The organism is Lentzea sokolovensis (genome assembly GCF_033949975.1).
In the GTDB taxonomy this organism is placed as follows: Bacteria; Actinomycetota; Actinomycetes; order Mycobacteriales; family Pseudonocardiaceae; genus Lentzea; species Lentzea sokolovensis.
The window spans coordinates 212608-231641 of record NZ_JAXAVU010000014.1 but is presented as its reverse complement, the minus strand read 5'-3'; the positions used below and the strand labels follow the sequence as shown (position 1 = coordinate 231641).

At 70.4% G+C, this 19034-nt stretch carries 13 protein-coding genes and 1 pseudogene; 11 read left to right on the top strand and 3 right to left on the bottom strand.

Annotated features, from left to right (window positions below; genetic code table 11):
- Window position 1: 1 nt before the first annotated feature.
- The 10 genes and pseudogenes from SK854_RS35135 to SK854_RS35090 form a co-directional block, all read left to right on the top strand.
- The gene (locus SK854_RS35135) at window positions 2-400 is read left to right on the top strand and encodes a GPW/gp25 family protein (RefSeq protein ID WP_319979442.1); all 399 of its coding nucleotides are present in this window, start codon (window positions 2-4) and stop codon (window positions 398-400) included.
- Complete coding sequence (locus tag SK854_RS35130; RefSeq protein WP_319979441.1) at window positions 397-2526, top strand: baseplate J/gp47 family protein; 2130 nt, start codon at window positions 397-399, stop codon at window positions 2524-2526. Before SK854_RS35135 ends, SK854_RS35130 begins: the two co-directional genes overlap by 4 nt.
- Window positions 2523-4097, top strand: a complete 1575-nt coding sequence (locus tag SK854_RS35125) for a phage tail protein (RefSeq protein ID WP_319979440.1) — start codon at window positions 2523-2525, stop codon at window positions 4095-4097. Before SK854_RS35130 ends, SK854_RS35125 begins: the two co-directional genes overlap by 4 nt.
- A gap of 16 nt (window positions 4098-4113) precedes the next feature.
- Window positions 4114-5541 (top strand): hypothetical protein, encoded by a 1428-nt coding sequence (locus SK854_RS35120; protein ID WP_319979439.1) that lies wholly within the window; start codon window positions 4114-4116, stop codon window positions 5539-5541.
- A 3-nt stretch (window positions 5542-5544) separates the two neighbouring features.
- Window positions 5545-7311: a hypothetical protein gene (locus SK854_RS35115; protein ID WP_319979438.1), complete on the top strand. Its 1767-nt coding sequence runs from the start codon at window positions 5545-5547 to the stop codon at window positions 7309-7311.
- Window positions 7312-7316: 5 nt separating this feature from the next.
- On the top strand, window positions 7317-8969 hold the full coding sequence (locus tag SK854_RS35110; protein WP_319979437.1) for a hypothetical protein: 1653 nt from the start codon (window positions 7317-7319) through the stop codon (window positions 8967-8969).
- Window position 8970: 1 nt separating this feature from the next.
- Complete coding sequence (locus SK854_RS35105) at window positions 8971-10299, top strand: ATP-binding protein (RefSeq protein WP_319979436.1); 1329 nt, start codon at window positions 8971-8973, stop codon at window positions 10297-10299.
- On the top strand, window positions 10296-11171 hold the full coding sequence (locus tag SK854_RS35100) for a Pvc16 family protein (protein ID WP_319979435.1): 876 nt from the start codon (window positions 10296-10298) through the stop codon (window positions 11169-11171). Before SK854_RS35105 ends, SK854_RS35100 begins: the two co-directional genes overlap by 4 nt.
- Before the next feature lie 13 nt (window positions 11172-11184).
- On the top strand, window positions 11185-13965 hold the full coding sequence (locus SK854_RS35095; protein ID WP_319979434.1) for an eCIS core domain-containing protein: 2781 nt from the start codon (window positions 11185-11187) through the stop codon (window positions 13963-13965).
- A gap of 192 nt (window positions 13966-14157) precedes the next feature.
- Window positions 14158-14378, top strand: a pseudogene (locus SK854_RS35090) (trehalose-6-phosphate synthase); the annotation flags it as partial.
- A 101-nt stretch (window positions 14379-14479) separates the two neighbouring features.
- On the opposite strand, the gene SK854_RS35085 reads toward SK854_RS35090, so the two are convergent.
- Window positions 14480-14896: a MarR family winged helix-turn-helix transcriptional regulator gene (locus tag SK854_RS35085; RefSeq protein WP_319979433.1), complete on the bottom strand. Its 417-nt coding sequence runs from the start codon at window positions 14894-14896 to the stop codon at window positions 14480-14482.
- An 83-nt stretch (window positions 14897-14979) separates the two neighbouring features.
- Between SK854_RS35085 and SK854_RS35080 the strand changes: the two genes are divergently transcribed.
- Window positions 14980-15789: an SDR family NAD(P)-dependent oxidoreductase gene (locus tag SK854_RS35080; RefSeq protein WP_319979432.1), complete on the top strand. Its 810-nt coding sequence runs from the start codon at window positions 14980-14982 to the stop codon at window positions 15787-15789.
- A gap of 136 nt (window positions 15790-15925) precedes the next feature.
- Here SK854_RS35080 and SK854_RS35075 read toward each other — a convergent pair whose 3' ends face one another.
- Together SK854_RS35075 and SK854_RS35070 are read right to left on the bottom strand one after the other, a co-directional pair.
- Window positions 15926-17338, bottom strand: a complete 1413-nt coding sequence (locus tag SK854_RS35075) for an ATP-binding protein (RefSeq protein ID WP_319979431.1) — start codon at window positions 17336-17338, stop codon at window positions 15926-15928.
- Complete coding sequence (locus SK854_RS35070; protein ID WP_319979430.1) at window positions 17338-19005, bottom strand: FAD-dependent oxidoreductase; 1668 nt, start codon at window positions 19003-19005, stop codon at window positions 17338-17340. The genes SK854_RS35075 and SK854_RS35070 overlap by 1 nt, the downstream gene beginning before the upstream one ends.
- Window positions 19006-19034: the final 29 nt, after the last annotated feature.

Sequence of the window (19034 nt, the reverse complement as noted above, 5' to 3'; positions counted from 1 at the left end):
CATGACGCTGCGCATCGAATCCCACGGCCGGGGCACGGCCTTCCCGATCTCGATCACCGATCGCGGCGGGGTGGCGGAGGTCGCGGGCCCCGACGTCCTCGACCAGTCGATCAGGATCATCCTGGGCACCGCCCCCGGCGAGCGGGCGATGCGGCCCGACTTCGGCTGTGAGCTCGCGAGTCTCGTCTTCGCCCCGAACAACGCGGCGACGGCGAACCTGGCCCGGCTCTACGTGGAGTCGGCGTTGGCCAGGTGGGAGCCGCGCATCGAGTTGGGCGCCGTCGACGTCGTCAACGACCTGGGCCGCGGCGCTCTCGTGCTCACCGTCCACTACCGGCCACGGGGAAGTTCGGAGCAACGGTCCACGACCGTCGCCCTCGAGTTGGGCGCGTCGCGGTGACCGCGCCAGGCTCCGATCGCGGCCGCCTCGTCCCGCCCGATCTCGACGACCGGCGGTGGGACGACCTCGTGGCCGACGCCACGGACCTGATCGAGCGGTACGCGCCGCAGCTGACGACGCGGGCACCGAGCGATCCGGCGCTGACCCTGGTGGAACTGTTCGCCTATCTCGTCGAGCAGCTCATCTACCGGCTCAACCAGGTGCCGGCCAAGAGCCAGGTGGCCTTCCTGAACCTGCTGGGCATCACCCGCGCCGCCGCCGTGCCCGCCCGCACCCTGCTGACGTTCACGCCGATCGCGGGCCGGTCGGCGCTGGTGCCGAAAGCCGCCCTGGCCCAGACGAAGGGAACCGAGTCGCAGCCACCGGTGGTCTTCCAGACCGAGGCGGACTGCCGGGTCGTGCCGGCGGCGGTCGAGAAGGTGTTCCTGGTCGAGAAGACGGCAGCGGGAGCGGAGGGCGTCCCGGCCGACATCAGCGCGGTGATGCTTCCTCCGGAACCGGTGGGCACGCGCGTCGACCTGACGCCGCCCGCCAGGGACCGGGCCGTGCTGCTGCTCGGGTTCACCAAGGAGTTCGCCCTGCCCGTGGAGACCCTCGACGTGTACGTCGAGGTCGAGTACCGGGTGAAGGGTGTCGACGAGCCGATTCCCGCCGATCTCGCCACCGCGACCTGGACCTTCTCCAGCGACACCAGTCCGGTCGCGGGCACCGACCCGAAGAAGGAACCGAAGGACTGGCCGGCGCTCGCGGTCGAGATCGCACCGGCCCTGGCCGGACCGTCCCACGTCGGGCGGGTGCGGCTGCGTCTGCCCGCCGCACCGGCCTGGGCCGCGCAGAACCCGGCCGGCTGGAACCGCAAGCCGGCCGGTGCAGCCGCGAACGATCCGGCTCGCCGCTGGATAGGGCTCGTCCTGCAGCATCCGGCGGCGGCACAGACCGTGACCGTCCGGCGGCTGTTGCTGAACACCGTGCCCGCCTCGACGGCGCTGACCGCCGGGCGGGACGCGCTGGAGGTCGTCGGCGCCGCCACCGGCAACGCCCAGGTGCTGCCCCTGCGGAACCGGCCGGTGTTCCTCGACCGGTCCGCCCGGGACCCGCTGCACCACGTCGAGGTGCAGATCGACGGCTCGCCCTGGCGGATCGCGGACCCGGACACCCTCGCTCCCGGCACCTTCCACCTCGACCCGTCCAGCGCCGAGATCACGTTCGCGGCTCCCGCCGGACGTCCGGCGCCGCCACGGGGCAGCGCCGTCACGGCGCGGTACCGCCACGTCGCCTCCGGTGCCGCGGGGAACGTGGCCGCGGGCGCGGTGACGATGCCCGCGGAGGGGATCGCCGACATCGCCGGCGTCACCAACCCGGTGCGCGGCGCCGGCGGTCAGGACGAGGAGCCCGTCGAGGCGGCCACCCTGCGGGGGCCCAGGCTGTTGCGCACCAGGGACAGGGCCATCACCGCCGAGGACTACGAGTTCCTCGCCCGCCAGGCCGCGCCGGGGATCGCGAAGGTGCGCTGCCTGCCGGCCTACGTCGACAAGACCCGCGGCCCGTGGACGTTCGCCGGACTGGTGCGCGCTCCCGGCAACGTGCAGGTGCTCGTGGTGCCGGAAGCCGAGCTGGCCGTGGCCCGGCCGGAGCCGTCGGTCGCCCTGGTGCAGCAGGTCCTCTCGGTGCTCGACGCGGCCCGCGACGTCACCGCGGCGCTGCGGGTGAGCGGGCCGCGGTACCTGGCGATCAAGGTCTTCGTGCGGGCCAAGGTCTTCCCCGGCGCGGTGAGCGGCGGTCACACCACCGTGTCCACTGTGGAGACGGACATCCGCAGGCGCGTCACCGAGTTCCTTCACCCGACCCAGGGCGGGAACGACGACGACGGCTGGGAGATCGGTCAGAACCTGTACGTGTCGGACGTCTACCGCGCGATCAAGCCTGACGACCACATCGGCTACATCAGCGAGCTGAGGCTCACCGCCCAGTCCCCGCCGCCCTACCACCCGGCCGGTCTCGCCTGGGACGACGCCAAGCACCGCCCGTTCAGACTGGCGGTCGACTCGCCGAGCCTGGTCAGGGTGACGGACTACGAACTGGTGTGCTTCGGCTCCCTCGACGTGGGTGTGGAGCAGGACCTATGACCTCGCCCGCGAGCTCCTACTTCGCCCACCTGCCCCGGATCTACCACGGGAACGCGGATCTCGACGCGCTGCTCAAGGTGTTCGAGAAGATCCTCAGCGGCCGGGCCGACGACGTCGAGTACCGCCGCCCCGGCCTGGCCGAGTCCATCGACCTGCTGCCCACGCTGTTCGACCCCGCGTCGGTCCGCGCCGACTTCCTGCCCTGGCTGGCGGGGGTCGTCGGCCTGGAGCTCCAGTCCACATGGGACGAACGCCTGCGGCGCAGGGCGATTCGCGACATCGTGACGATCTACGGGCAGCGCGGGAGTCAGGCGGGCCTCGCTCGCTATCTCGACCTCTACAGCGCCGACGTCGCCCGTCAGCGGATCACCATCGACGGCGCGGCCAAGGTGCTCTTCGCCCGGCTGCGTGGCTCGGAGCCCGCGCCCGTGCACGCCCTGGTCACGCAGGGGCCGTGCCTCCTGGCTCCGACGAACGAGCTCTATCCGGGTCTGACCAGCGTCGCGTGCCTGGGCGTCACTCCCGATGGACACCTGGTCGTCGGAGACTCGGGCGCTCCCGGTCCCACCGAGGCGAGCACACAGCCGGCGGGGGTGTGGCGGATGACGCTGACCGGTGAGTTCGCCGACCTGGCCGGGGCCCCGCCACGACCGCGCCCACTCGGTGCGGGAAAGTGGAGACAGCCGGTGGCGCTGGCCTTCGACACCTCTGCCGCGCAATGGGTCCTGTACGTCATCGACCTGCGCGCGGGCGCGTTCCAGCTCATCCGGGTCACCGCCGGGCAACCGTTCACCGAGACGGTGGTCGCGATGCCCGCGGGCGCCACGCTCAACCTGCCGAACGCGATGGTCTTCGACGCGGGGCACCTGCTGATCCTGGACGTGACCGACGTCGTCGACGTCGACCTGGCCACCAACACGTGGAAACGCCGCGCTCTGACCGGCGCCATGACCCCGTTGGGAATGGTCAGAACCGCGGGCGGCGACATCATCGTCACCGACGCGCGGGAGCAGGACGGCACCGCCACCCCCGGCGACCTGCTGAAGGTGAACCGCGCCAACCCGTCGTCCTGGACCGCGGTGCGGCTGCTGGCAGGTCTGCCATCGGATCGGAACCCGCTCGTCGCGCCGGTCGCCGTGGTCGAGGACCGGGACGGATCGCTGCTGGTGGCCGACACCGGTCTCAAACCACTGCGCTCCGGCGCCGGGCCGTTCCTGCGGACCGTCGTCGAGCCGTCCGCGGTCTACCGGGTCCGCCTGGGTTCCGCGCCGTCCGTCGAACGGGTCAGCACGCAGGGGCAGCTCGTCTTCCCGACCGGCATGGCGCTGCGGGACCGGACTCTGTACTTCGGCGAGCGGGGCGACCCGAACGATCCGGCGATGGGGTCGGAGGTCGCGGTGAGACGGAACTTCCGGGCCGCGAGTCACGAGTTCGCGGTCACCGTCCACTTCGACGCGGACAACACGTCGAGCGACGAGCAACGAGCAGTGCACGCGGGCATCTCGGAGATCGTGGACCGCCAGCGACCGGCGGCGGCCTGGTACTGGCTGATGTCCGCGGTCGGAACCTGAGCGGAGGCGGACAGCGATGGCGGAGAAACTCATTCGCACCAGCTACGTGGACGTGTCCGGGCAGCCGCGGCAGGGAACGACGGCGCTGCGGGAGAGCAGGGTCGACGTCGAGCGGTACGTGCGGCCGTCGCTGGCGGCGCACGCGTCCTCGTTGCACGGGTTCGGTGTCGGTTCCGGCCTGGAGGTGACCGCGGCGATCGGCGCGACCGAGGTGACCGTCGGGCCAGGTGTCGCGCTGGACTCAGCGGGCAGACACCTGGTGGTCGCGGAGGGCGGCGCGGTGAAGCTGGAGGACCAGACGCTGGCGCCGGTGTCCGCGGCAGGCGTCACCGTGCCCACCGGCGGGCGCACCGGCAGCCTGATGCTGACGCTCGGCTGGGCCGAGACCTTCGACAAGGCCGCGTACCAGGCCAACCAGGTCTTCCAGCTGATGGAAACGCCGTCGGTGGAGTGGCACTCCCTGTTCGGCTACGTCGACGACGGGACCAAGGTCGTGCTGGCCCAGGTCAACGTGGAGAACGGGACGGTGAAGGAACTCAAGGGGGGCTTTCGATGGCCGGCCACCATCGGGGTCGGCCGACTGGTCTTCCAGCGAGCGGTGGTGGAGAGCGCGGAAATGGGGGTGTCCACGGCCCGCAACGTCGAGTACGCGTCGCTGTACGTCGACCGCGACGACGTGCTGCAGGTGCCTGCGAGCGTCAGCATCGAAGGTGGCGCCTCCCTGTCGGGTGGTCCGCAGGCCGCGCCGAGCTACTTCTACAGCGGCGTCAGAGGCGACTGGTTCGTCAACTCGGGGAGCAGCAGTGGCTGGATCTTGATGCAGAGGCGCGGTGGCGGGGTGTCCATCGGGTTCGATCAGGTGTCCGACTTCCAGCCGAACTTTCCGAAACTGGTGGTGGAAGGTCTCCGGAACTCGCCGCACCTTCCCAGCAGGGCCGCGTTGTTCCGCGGTGACGTCGAGGTCGTCGGAACGCTGAAGAAGAGCCTGGTCCAGTTCAGGATCGACCATCCGAACGCGCCCGATTCCCAGTACCTCAACCACTCCGTCGTCGAGAGCGACGAGATGAAGAACGTCTACGACGGGGTGGTCGTGCTTGACGACTCGGGTGCGGCGGAGGTCGAACTGCCGGGGTGGTTCGAGGCGCTCAACGACCGCGTCCGCTACCAGTTGACGCCGATCGGTGGCCCCGCGCCGGACCTGCACGTCGCCGCGAAGGTCTCCGGTGGACGCTTCCGGATCGCCGGCGGGCGGCCGGGCCAGGAGGTCAGCTGGCAGCTCACCGGCGTGCGACGCGATGCCTACGCCGTGGCCAACCCGCTGGTGGTCGAAGAAGACAAGCCCCAGCAGGAGCAGGGCACCTATCTGCATCCCGAGGTGCACGGCGCGCCCGAGGAACGCTTCGTGCTCTTCGGACAGTCCGCGGTCCCGGCCGGAAAGGAATAGGTCATGGCGGAGAAGCTGGTCCGGACGAGCTACCTGGACGTCACCGGGCAACCGAGGCAGGGCTCGACGGCGTTGCGGGAGAGCCGGGTCGACGTCGAGCGGTACGTGCGGCCTTTGATGAACGCCCACTCCGCGACCCTGCACCAGTGGGGCATCTGCTCCGGCCTCGGGGTCTCGGCGATGGTGGGGTCGGCCTCCGTGCGGGTGGCGACCGGGGTGGCGGTCGACGCCGAGGGCCGGCACGTCCTGCTGGCCGCCGGTGGGTCGGCCAAGCTGGAGGACCAGACGCTCGTGTCCGTTGTGGACATCGGCGTCGTGCTGCCCACGGACGGGCTGAGCGGGTCCCTGGTCGTGACGATCGCGTGGGCCGAGACGTTCGACAAGGCCGGTTTCCAGGCGAGTCAGGCCTTCCTGATGATGGAGACCCCGTTGCTTCGGTTCCGGCCGGCCGACGGGTTCCAGGACTCCGGTGCCGAGCTGGTGCTGGCGCAGATCCAGGTCGACGGCACGGGCAAGGTCACCGCGCTGAGCGCGCAGCGGCGCCGGACGGCGGCCATCGCGGTCGACCGGGTCGAGTTCCGGGCGCCGGGCGTGACCACCACCGCGGGCGTCACCAGCGTCGATCACCGGGTGACCGCCACGATCGCCGTGCGGCCGGACGGTGCGCTCACAGCGTCCACGAAGTTCCATGCGCCCCAAGGGATTCAGCTCAGCGACGCGGTCGGCCTCGCCGCCCGGTCGGGTGCACTGGCGGTGTCCGGACCGCTCAAGGTGCCCGGCGGCGTCCCCGACGGGCTGGTGGTCCGCGACAGTGCGGGCGTCGACGCGGTGCTGGGTGAGTCGGCGACGCGCCGGGGAGTCTTCGGCCTCAGCCATGCCGAGTTGCACCCCGGCGTGCTCGGCGTCAACGACAACCAGAGCGCCAAGCCGGGGCCGGGGGTCTGGGGCAAGAGCGGCGCCGTCGGCGTCCTCGGCGAGAGCGACGACTGGTTCGGCGTGTTCGGCACCTCGCCGAACGGGACCGGGGCCGGCGCGGACGGTGCCACCGGGTTCTCCGGCGTCGGGCGGAAGTGGATCGGTGTCTACGGCGAGACGCACGCTCCCGCGAACGTCGGGTCCGCCGGTGTCTGGGGCGACGGGCTGAACGCCGGTGAGGGAGTCAAGGGGGTGGCCAGGGGAACCGGCAAGGCGGCCGTCGCCGCGGTCCACCTCGGCACCGGTCCCGCCGTGTTCGCCCAGGGCAGGCCGGCCGGTGTGTTCAGCGGCGACGTCGAGGTGCGGGGCAGGCTGACCAAGACGTTGCTGAACTTCAGGATCGATCATCCGGTGGATCCGGCGAACAGGTACCTGAACCACTCCGCTGTCGAGAGCGACGAGATGAAGAACGTGTACGACGGCGTGGTGGTGCTGGACGACGCCGGCGCGGCGGTGGTGGAGCTGCCGTCGTGGTTCGAGGCGTTGAACACCGAGTTCCGTTATCAGCTCACGGCTTTGGGTACGGCGGCGCCGAATCTGCACGTGGCGGAGGAGATCTCCGGCGGGCGTTTCGCCGTCGCGGGCGGGCCGGCCGGGGCGAAGGTGTGCTGGCTGCTGACCGGCGTCCGGCACGACGCCTACGCGCGGGCCAACCCGCTGCGGGTCGAGACCGAGAAGGAGGGCGACGAGCGCGGCAACTACCTGCACCCGGACGCCCACGGTGAACCCGCCGAACGGGCCGTTCCCTTCGCGGTCTCGACGCGGACGCGTGCCGACCTGCCGGACGGGGGCTGAGTCCCATGGCGGAGAAGCTGGTCCGGACGAGCTACGTGGACGTCACAGGGCAGCCGCGGCAGGGGACGCCGACGCTGCGGGAGAGCCGGGTCGACGTCGAGCGCTATGCACAGCCGTTGGCCGCCACCCACGCCTCGGCGTCGCACCGCTGGGGTGTCGGCATCGGACTCGGCGTCTCCGTTGCCGCGGCGGGTGTGCGGATCGGCGTCGGTGTCGCGGTCGACGCCTCGGGGCGCCACATCTCGTTGGCGGCGGGAGGAATGGCGAAACTGGAGGACCAGGCGCTGGCACCGGTCGGCGAGACCGGTGTGCTGGTGTCCACGGCCGGGGTCAGCGGGGCGCTGGTGGTGACGATCGCGTGGGCCGAGACGTTCGACAAGGCGGAGTTCCAGGCGAGCCAGACGTTCCTGATGATGGAGACCCCGTTGCTGCGGTTCCGGCCGGTCGAGGGGTTCCAGGACTCCGGGACCGAGGTGGTGCTGGCCCAGATCCAGGTCGACGGCGTGGGGAACGTGACATCGCTGGGAGCGCAACGTCGCCGTGCGACCGGCATCGCCGTCGACCGGGTCGAGTTCCAGGGCCAGAACGTGACCGCGGCCGCCGGGACCACGAGTGTCGACACCCGCACCACCGCCACGATCGGCGTCCGCGGCGACGGTGATCTCGCCGTGTCCCGGAAAGTCCATCTGCCCCAGGGGGTTCAGTTCACCGAGACCGCCGGGCTGGTCCCGTCGGGCGACACCGTGGACCTCTCCGGTCTGCTGCGGGTGCGCGCACCCGCGACGCCGGGCAGCACCGTCGAGATTCACACACCCGCGGTCGGCCCGGTGGTCAGTCACATCCACAGTGGACAGTCGGGCGACTGGGTGATCCGGTCCGCCGCCGCGCACGGCAACGTCGACATCCAGGGCAACACGACCCTGGGCCGGGTGAACGTCGGCGGGTTCCTGGCCTCGTTCACCTCGCGGATCGCGGTGGGCGGGCAGCAGCCCAACTTCGGGGCCGTCTCCCCGGACGTCTACGTCCGCAACGACGACACCTTCGTCTTCCCCACTCCCATCGGCGTGTTCGCCCAGACCGACATCGGCGAGGGCGTCCGCGCCACCAGCAGGGACGGGACCGGCCTGGTCGCCTCCGGCGGCACCCGAGCCGCGGTCTTCCACGGCAACGTCGAGGTGCGAGGCACGCTGATCAAGACGTCGCTGAACTTCAAGATCGATCATCCGGCGGATCCGGCGAACAGGTACCTGAGCCACTCCGCCGTCGAGAGCGACCAGATGAAGAACGTCTACGACGGGGTGGTCGTGCTCGACGACGCCGGTGCGGCGGTGGTGGAACTGCCGTCCTGGTTCGAGCCGTTGAACACCGAGTTCCGATACCAGCTCACGGCGGTGGGAGCGGCGGCACCGAACCTGCACGTGGCCGAGGAGATCTCCGGCGGGCGTTTCACCGTCGCGGGCGGCCCGGCAGGCGCGAAGGTGTGCTGGCAGGTCACCGGTGTTCGGCAGGACGCCTACGCGATGGCCAATCCGCTGCGGGTGGAGACCGACAAGCAGGACCTCGAACGCGGCAACTACCTGCATCCGGAGGTGTACGGCGAGCCCGCCGAACGCAACGTCTTCGACGCCGTCGCACAACCGGCGGGCGGTGAGACCTGAGATGCCGGCCGATGTTCTGCTGGAGCGGGCGGGCCCGCTGGGCGACGCACTCGACCGGCGCCTGGTCGCGGTGGTCGACGGCGTGGCCGGGTGGGATGGCGCGGCACTGGTGGACACCGCCGTCGAGGGGTCCGGTTTCGCTTGGCTGGCAAGGACTTTCGGGCTGTCCTCGTTCGACGTCGACGTGCTGGCGGTCGCCCTGGCCCCTGAGCTCGACGCCCGGTACGAACGGGCCTTCGCCCTGCTGCAGGAGGACGCGACGCGCGGCAGGCCGACAGTGGACGCGGTCCTGACCCTCTTGTGCGCCAACGCTGATGAGCGATCAGCGTGCCGTGCCCGATTCGGCGCGGACGGCCCGTTGCGGCGGCACGAGCTCATCGAGCTGGTCGCCGACCCGCGCGAGGCCGCGTCGCCGGACCGGGCGCGGTACGTCGTCGTCGCCCCGCGGATCGTGGACGCGCTCATCGGGGACCGCGGCGGTGACGAGCGGCTGGCCGCGGCCGCACGGGTCCGCGCGGCCGATCAGCTGACCGGTCTCACCGAACGGATCACCCCCAGGGCCGTGTGGGCCGACCTGGTGCTGCCGGAGGACACGACCGCCATGCTGCGGGAGATCTGCGCCGCCGTCGCCGGGCGCGAACGGGTGCTCGGCCGGTGGGGGTTCGCCGAGAAGTTGTCCCGTGGCACGGGGATCGCCGCGCTGTTCTCCGGACCGCCCGGCACCGGCAAGACGATGGCGGCCGAGGTGGTGGCAGGCGAGCTAGGGCTCGGCCTCTACCGGATCGACCTGGCCAGGGTGGTCGACAAGTACATCGGGGAGACGGAGAAGAACCTCAAGCGGGTCTTCGCCGCCGCGGAGTCGGCCGACGCCGTTCTGCTCTTCGACGAGGCCGACGTGATCGTCGGCAAGCGCAGCGAGGTGCGCGACGCGCACGACCGGTACGCCAACCTGGAGATCGGGTATCTCCTGCAGGCGATGGAGTCCTATCGCGGGCTGGCGATCCTCGGCACGAACCTGCGGCACCACCTGGACGAGGCGTTCGTCCGCCGGCTCGCCTTCGCGGTGCACTTCCCGTTCCCCGACGAGCCGAGCAGGCGGCTCATCTGGGCGCAGATCTGGCCGGGCCGGGCACCGTTGTCCGACGACGTCGACGTCGTGCTGCTGGCCCAGCGCTATCCGCTGGGCGGCGGCAACATCAAGAACTGCGCCCTGGCCGCCGCGTACCTCGCGGGAGACGGTCCGATCCGCATGCGGCACGTTCTCTGGGCGGTGCGGCGGGAGTACCAGAAAATGGGCAAGCAGCTCTCCGAAGCGGAGTTCCAGCCGTGATCGCCCACGTCGACCGGATGCTCCGCCATCTGCTGATCTCCGCTGTGGACGGGATCGAGTCCGACACCCAGGTGCGGTTCCAGCCTCCTGACGACACCTGGAAGCAGTACGTCGCCACGCTCGAAAAGGACGCCGTCAACGTCTATCTCGTCGAACTGCGGGAGAACCGCGGGCTGCGCAGCGTCGACAGGACCCACCGGCTGGTCGACGGCGAGATGCGCACGGGTGTCCCACCCCGTCGGGCCGACCTGCACTACCTGATCACCGCGTGGAGCTCGGCGTCCGTGACTCCCGCCGTCGAACCGACGATGGACGAGCACGAGCTGCTGTACCGCGTCGCCGCCGCGCTGGCCGATGCCGAACCCGTTGTGCCGCGGCGGGTCTACGGTGCCGCCGGGGTGCCGGCGGGTTTCCCGCCCGCCATCGCCGAGGCCGAGCTGCCGACCGTCGTGATGCCGGGGGAGGGCTTCTCGAAGTACGCGGAGTTCTGGGGGACGATGGCGGGCGCGCACCCGTGGCGGCCCGCGATCTACCTGCGGCTGACCATTCCGGTCGAGTTCGCCACCAGGGCAGCGGCCCCGCTGGTCACCACGCGGATCGCCGAGTTCCCCGGCGGCGAGGTGCTGATCGACTTCGGCGGCACGGTCGTCGACGCGCTGGGGCAGGCGATCGCGGGAGCGACGGTCCGGCTGGAGCGGCCCGACGGCGCCGGCGCCGGTGTGGCGGAGTCCGGACCCGACGGGCGGTACCTGTTCCACGGCCTGGCTCCCGGCGACTACCTGCTGCGGGCTCGCGCCCAGGGCTTCGCCGAGCGGGTCGTCGCGGCGCGCCTGCCCGACGCCGGCGACGCCTACCAGCTGATCCTCACGTGACGAGGGGTCCGGCATGAGTTCCGAGCGAGAGCCATTTCCGCAGAACGAGTCAGGAGCCGTGCCCGAGCGAGCCGGGCTGGAGCACGCTCTGCACGAGCGGGCGCTGCGGTCACCGGGGAAGCCGCTGGATCCGGCTGCCAGGGCCCTCATGCAGGAACGGTTTCGCGCGGACTTCGCCCACGTCCGCGTCCACACCGACGCCGTGGCCGCTGAATCCGCCACGGCCGCCGGCGCCAAGGCGTACACGGTGGGCGATCACATCGTGTTCAACGAAGGGGAGTACGCGCCGGGCGACGAGCGCGGAAAGCGTTCCCTCGCCCACGAACTCGCGCACGTGGTGCAGCAGTCGCGAGGAGGCGCACCCGCTCCGGGACTGACGGCGGGCCACCACCTCGAACACGACGCCCACCAGGCGGCCGATCACGCGGCGGGCGGCGGACCGGTCGTGGTCGCGGGCGCGAGCAGCCCCGGCATCGCCCGCCAGGCAGGGGAGATGTCGTGGCTGGAACGCAAAGCGCGGGAGGCGTACCACCGCGCGGCGCCGGCGATCGAGAAGGCCAGGGAGTTCGTCTCCAAGGTCAACGAAGCGCCGTCGTTGAACGAGGTCGTCGCGCAGAAGCTGGAGCAGTACGCGGCGAAGACCGCCCCGGACGGCCCGCAGGGGGCGGCGCTGAAGACCACGGCGAGGGTGATGACGGCCGCGGCGAAGGTGACCTCCCAGCCACGCCGCGCGGCGATGCGCGCCACGCTCCAGGGCCACCCGATCCAGGCGGTGCAGGACTACCAGAAGGGCGTGGACGAAGGACTGGCCGAGCTCAAGAAGGAGGTGTTCAACGGGATCGAGGCCTACGAGGACGGGAAGTTCGGCACCTCCGGCGACCCGTTGACCAAGGCCGCCGACTCCATGACCGGCGGCAAGGCCTCTGCCTACTCCCGGCAGGTCCAGGGCGGCCTGATGAAGTCCGTCTACACCATGGGGGAGGGCCTGGCCAACATCGTCGTGCACCCCGTGCGCACCGCCGAAGGCTTGAACAAGATCGCCGAGATGGCCAGTCCCACCCCGAGCCGGGACACGATGACCAACGCGGCCGGCCTCGTCTCCGACCTCGCCGACCCGAAGACCACGGCCAAGCAGGCGGGCCAGAACTACCTGGCCGCGGAGGAGGCCAAGCAGAAGCAGCGGCAGGCGGAGATGCTGGCCCTGGTGAAAGGCCTGGGGGAGAACTACATCGAGGCGTGGAAGAAGAAGCGCTACGGGGAGATCCCCGGCCTGTTGCTCGGTGACGTCGGCAGCTTCTTCATCGGCGCCGGCGAGGGCAAGGCCGCAGGGTCCCTGGGACGTGGTGCCGGAGCCGCGGGAAAGATCGGCGAGGCGGCCAAGGTGGCCGACCTGGCCAAGGCCGGTGACCTCGGGAAGGCGGGCGAACTCGGCAAGGTCGGCGACGCCGCCAAGGCTGGTGATCTCGCCAAGGTCGCCGAGACCGCGAAACCGCTGGAGGCGGCCGAAGGTCTGAAAGCGACTGGACAGCCGAAACCGCCTGCCCTGCCGAAGGAAGCACCGGCTCCCACGCCACATCCCTCCGAGCAGGGGCCTCCCGGCTACCGTCGGCCGGCCCCTCCTCCCGAACCTTCCTTCCCACCGCCCGAGCCGCGCAAGCCGTTCGTTCCCGAGCCCAAGCCGATGCCGCCGGAGCCGAAACCACTGCCCCCTGAACCGAAGCCGGTGGTGCATCCACTCCGCCGCCGACGCCAGGACCCGCCACCCTTCAAGGACTCCGCGCCGGTCCAGAACCCGGCAGCCGCGCGAGCCGAGGGCGAACTGGCAGAAGTCGTGGAAGCAGAAGAGGCCTCGGCGCGGACGGCGGCGGAAGCCGACCACGTTCCCGCCGCGGTCGAGGCAGGCGGCGACCGCGCGGTCGCCACAGCCGGGCCGAAGAAGCCGGTCGGGCAACCGGTTCACGCCTCGGGAACCACGACGCAGGCGGGGCCGGCCAGGGGCTCGGGCGGTGCGGGTGGCGGAAGCCGTGGCGGTGGCGGTGGCGGTTCGGGCGGCGGGGGGTCACGTCGCCCACGCAGGCCGTCAGAACCCAAGGAGCCTCCGATTCCGGCCGAAGGCATCGGCAGGACACCGTCGGCCGAGACACTGGATCGCTTCATGACCCACTTCCAGAACAACCGTCGCCGTTATCCGGCGGACATCCGCAAACTCATCGACGAGGCGGCGCTGAATCCGACCAGGACCACCGTGGAGGCGGTCGACACGGCGATCAGGGACTTGTACGCCAGCCGCGTGAACAAGGCGCTCGGCTACTCCGGCGTGCGCAGACCGCATCAGCTGACCGCGCCGTTCCGCACCTCGGTCAAGGGACATTCACCGCTCGCCAGCGAGGGCGGGAGGTTCGAGGCCATGATGGAAGTGGGGCCGAACCAGCGGACGCCGTCGCTGAACCTGCAGGGGCAGACGAAGAACGGCATCCTGGTCGACGTCGATCACTTCGACTTCGCGAAGCGGTCCGGTCGTGAGATCAAGATGCCGCTGGCGATCAAAGCCCATCGCGGCAGAGTCCCAGAAGGCCTCTTCGACCAGCTCGTCCACCAGGCGGAGTGGACCAGGGACTGGGGGATGAGGCCGTTCCAGTGGGAGCTGCACAGCCTCGAAGACCTTCGCGCGGTGCAGCAGGCGGTGCGCGAGAACCTGCACCGGGCCCCCGTCGAACTTGCCGACATCCTCCACTACGACGTGCTGGTGGCTCCGGGCCGTGGCACTGCCATTCGGATCACCTACCTCCCGTAGTCCGGCAGGTTCGACCCGCGCGACACGCTGGATGAGGTGAGCGGGCTTTCCGTTGTGGCTCAACCTGCTGCGGCGTGTGCCGGGATCGGACGCCTGACCCAGGCCTGCTGGTTCACCTCCTTGTCGCGCACCTGCACGGGTGTGTATCCGGATGGCGTGATGCTGCGGTAGCCGTGCCGCACGACCGCCTGGCGATTCGCCGAGGCGGCGGCACGGCTGACCGAGCCAGGTGCGATCGTCTGGGGGCAGGACTACCAGTTGCAGCTGGTGCCCGCGTTGCTCCGGGAGCTGAGACCAGACCTGCACGTCGGGTTCTTCCTGCACATCCCGCGTTCCCGGCAGCCGAACTGTTCGCCCAGCTGTCCGCGAGGGAGGAGACCTTGCGCGGCTTGCTCGGCGCGGACGTCGTCGGCAGCCCGGACACGTGCCGCAAGAAGCTGCAGGCGTACGAGGTGATGACGAGCATCAGGCTGATCGGGGAGCTGATCCCGGAGTTGGACCGGTCCTGACACGGTCACCCGAGCCCGAGTTTGTCCAAAATGGACAGCAGTGTGGTCATGTCATCAGGTTTCAGGGCCGACAGTGGACTGTGCTCGATCACGATGCTCATGACCCGCGAACGCACCTGTACGCCTTCGGTGGTGAGGACGAGCGCGCGCGAACGCCGGTCTCGCGGGTCAGGGACCCGTTCGACTAGTCCGCGTGCGGTGAGCTGGTCCGCGACGAAGGAGAGGTTGGGGGCGTTGCAGTGCAGTCGGGCAGCCACCGTCTTCATCGACGGTGGTTCCTCATCCGGATCGAGCGCCCAGAGCGCCTGAGCGGTCGCGGTGGTCAGACCCAGTTCCGCGAGGGGTCCGGTGATCGCCGCCTCGGTGCGCATGAACACCTCGTGGATGGCGCGTATGGCCGCCACCGGTCCTTCCTCGCTCATGGGAGCAGTCTAACTTGCTTCGAGTCTCGAACTTGTTATGCTCGCCATGAGATAGTTCGAGACTCGAACGACTGGAGCAGGTCATGGACTCCTTCCACGGCGTCACCGCGCTCGTCACCGGAGCGTCGAAAGGGCTCGGGCGTGCGTATGCGCTGGAACTGGCGCGCAGGGGCGCCAACCTGGTGCTGGTGGCGCGCAGCACGGCAGCGCTGGAAGCCCTTGCGGCAGAGGTGCGGGCCGCGCACGGCGTGATGGCCGAGGTCATCGCAGTGGATCTCGCGGCCCCTTCAGGCCCCGAGAACCTCGTCAAGGCCGTCGCCGACCGCGGTCTTCAGGTCGACCTGCTGGTGAACAACGCCGGGTCGGGCTCGGCCGGCAGGTTCTTCGAACGTCCCTTCGTGCAGAGCACCCGCTCCGTCGCGCTCAACGTCGGAGCGCTGATGGAGCTCACCTACCTGTTCGGCCGCGAGATGGTGGCCAGGGGAGCGGGTGGCATCATCAACGTGGGTTCGACAGCGGGGTTTCAGCCGATGCCCTACCAGGCGAGCTACGCCGCGACGAAGGCGTTCGTCCTGTCGTTCACCGAGGCCGTCGCCGAGGAGTTGCGTGGCTCCGGCGTCCGCGTCATGGCCGCGCATCCGGGGGCGACCGACACCGGCTTCTTCGACGGCACAACGGCCACGATGGATCCGCGCGTGACCGACTCGCCGGAGTCGGTCGCCGCCCGCACGCTCGACGACTACGCGCGCGGCCGCATCGCCTCCTATCCCGGCCGCGGCGTGAACCGGCTGACCACGCTCGTGGCGCGGGTGATGCCCCGCCGCGCGGTCACCAACGCCGTCGCCGCCCTCAATCGCAAGCTCGGCCTTGACGTCGTCACCGATCTGGACTGAGTGATGACGAAATATCCCTGCGGCGCGATGATTCGGGTTTGTGCGCCCGACGGGCAACTCGGGTCAGCTGTACCTGCGTAGATATTCGCCTCGATGTGTCATCAGGTAACACATTTCGACCGCGGTGCGCTGTCCGTCACGGTCCCACCGCGTCCAGGGGCAGCAAGACCTGGAACCGCGTGTCGCCCGGCTGCGACTCCACGCGGATCGCGCCGTGGTGCTTGTTGACCACGATCCGCCACGAGATCTCCAGCCCGAGCCCGGTGCCCTCCCCGACCGGCTTCGTGGTGAAGAACGGTTCGAAGATCCGGCTCTTCACCTCCGCCGGGATTCCGGGGCCGGTGTCGCCGATCTCCACGACGAGGTGCTTGTCCTGCCTGGAGGTCCGCACGGTCAACGTGCCCGAGCCGTCCATCGCGCTCAGGGCGTTGTCGATCATGTTCGTCCACACCTGGTTGAGCTCGCCGGCGTACGCGGGGATGTGCGGGAGCGTCCGGTCGTAGTCCTGGACGACCTGGACGTTCCCGAGCTTGCCGCCGAACATGACCAGGGTGGAGTCGAGCAGCTCGTGCACGTCGACCACCTGGAACGGCGCGCGGTCCATCTGCGAGTACTGCTTGGCCGCACCGACCAAAGTGGACACCCTGGTGGTGGCGTCCTCGATCTCGTTCATCAGCATCTCGGTCTCGACCGTGTACCTGAGCCAGTGCACGGCGGATCCGGTGACGGCCGCCGGGCAGGCGGTGAGCGAGTTCTCCAGCCACTCGACGTCAAGTCCGGCGGCGACGAGGACGGGCGCGACGTCCCAGCCGCCGCTGATGCCGTGGTCGTCGAGCCAGTCGGCGACCTCGTCCTCGGCGTCGCTGGCCTGCAACGGACTGAGTTTCGGCGCCTTGGCGACCTGTTCGACCGCCTTCTCCTGAAGCTTCACCAGGGAGGGCAGCGTGGCCGGGTCGATCGCCCCCTGCGACAGGAGGGCGAGTTTGTGCCGCATGCCCGCGACCCGTTCGCGGAGTGCCGCGGTCGCTCGCACGGCGGCCGCGGCCGGGTTGTTGAGCTCGTGGGTGAGGCCCGCGGACAGCGCGCCGAGTGCGGTGAGCCGTTCGTGCTGGCCCACCGTGGCCTGGGTGTTCCGCATGCCCCAGAACAGGCCCTCCAGCAGGTGCATCGCCATCGGGAACCACGCGCGGACCATCGGCCCGAACTCGTCGGCGTCGAACTGCAGCATCGACGTGGCGGTGATCGACTCGACGGTCATCTGGTAGGTCGGCTGGTCGAGCTCCAGGTAGGCCTGGGTGGCGCCGAAGTACGAGCCGCGCAGGTCGCTGCGGCTCACCTCGATCCGCTGGCCGCCGATGGTGCGGCACAGGGCGACCGTGCCTTCGAGCAGCACGAAGAAGCACGTCGCGGGCTCGCCCTCGGTGAGCACGGGCGTGCCCGCCTCGCGGGTCTCGACGTGACCGTGCTCGGTCAGCCAGTCCAGCTGGGGCTGGTCGAGCTTCTCGAACAGGAACAGTTCGCGCAGCTCAGCCGCGGTGAGCCTCTCCATCACGACCTCTCCAGGTAACGGTGGACCAGCGTGACCGCCATGGCGCCCTCGCCGACCGCGGACGCGACCCGTTTCACCGAGTCCGCCCGGACGTCGCCCGCGACGAACACGCCGGGCACGTTCGTCTCCAGGTGGTACGGCGCCCGCTCGAGGTCCCAGCCGGACGGCGAGCCGCCGAGGTCGGGGCCGGCGAGCAGGAACCCGTGCTCGTCGCGTTCCAGTGTGCCGTCCAGCCAGTCCGTGCGCGGGGCGGCGCCGATGAACGCGAACAACCAGCCCGCCGGAACGGTCGTCGTCTCGCCGGTCTTGTTGTGCAGCAACGTCAGCGTTTCGAGGTGATCTTCACCCGCGCCGCCGCAGACCTCGGTGTGCGTGCGCACCTCCACGTTCGGGATCGCCGCGAGCTGGTCGATCAGGTACCGCGACATCGACGACTCCAGCGAGTCGCCCCTCACCAGGATCACCACCTTGCGCGCGTGCCCGGAGAAGTAGACGGCCGCCTGGCCCGCGGAGTTCGCCCCGCCGACCAGGTAGACGTCCTGACCGGCGCAGTTCGGGCCTTCCGTGGTCGAGGCGCCGTAGTACACGCCCCGCCCGGTCAGCTCGCCGAGTCCGGGCGCGTCGAGCAACCGGTACGACACGCCGGTGGCGAGGATGACGGTGTGGGCGGCGAGTTCGGTGCCGTCGCCGAACCGCACGACGCGCGCGGCTCCCCGGCGTTCGAGGGCGACGACGTCGCGGGTGGTGAGCAGCTCGACGCCGAACTTGACCGCCTGTCTGCGGGCCCGTTCGGTCAGCTGCCCGCCGGACACCCCGTCCGGGAAACCCAGGTAGTTCTCGATGCGGCTGCTGGTGCCGGCCTGGCCGCCCGTCGCGATCCGTTCGACCAGGACGGTCCGCAGTCCCTCCGACCCTCCGTACACCGCGGCGCCGAGTCCCGCCGGCCCGCCGCCCACGACGATCAGGTCGTAGAACTCGGCCGACGGCTGCGTGCTCAGGCCCACCTCGGCGGCGAGCTCCGCGTCCGACGGGTCGACCAACGCCGTGCCCTGAGCGGTGACCACGACCGGCAGCGTGGTTCCGTCCTGATGCGCGGCGGTGAGCAGGCAGCGTGCCTCCGGCTCGTCGAGCGCGTGCCAGCGGAAGGGAACGTTGTTGCGTGCCAGGAAGTCACGCACCTCGTAGGAACGCGGCGACCAGCGGTGCCCGATCACCCGCACCCGCTGCGGCGGCTGCCGGTCGCTCACCGCCCAGGCGCGCAGCTGCTCGTCGAGCACCGGGTAGAGGTTCTGCTCCGGCGGGTCCCACGGCTTGAGCAGGTAGTGGTCGAGGTCCACGACGTTGATCGCCTGGATCGCGGCGTCGGTGTCGGCGTACGCCGTGAGCAGCACCCGGCGCGCCTGGGGGAACACGTCCATGGCCTGTTCCAGGAACTCGATGCCGCTCATCTGCGGCATCCGGTAGTCCGCGAGCAGTGCCGCGACCTCCTCGCCGCGCAGTTTGATCTCGTGCAGGGCCTCCAGCGCCTGAGGGCCGGACTCCGCTCGCACGATGCGGTAGTGCTCGCCGTACATCCGGCGCAGGTCGCGCGCCACCGCCCGCGACACGGCAGGGTCGTCGTCCACCGTGAGAATCGAGGGCCGCGCGACGCGGTCGGCAGTCGTCATGTGCTCAGTCAAACACCAGAACTTGTCGA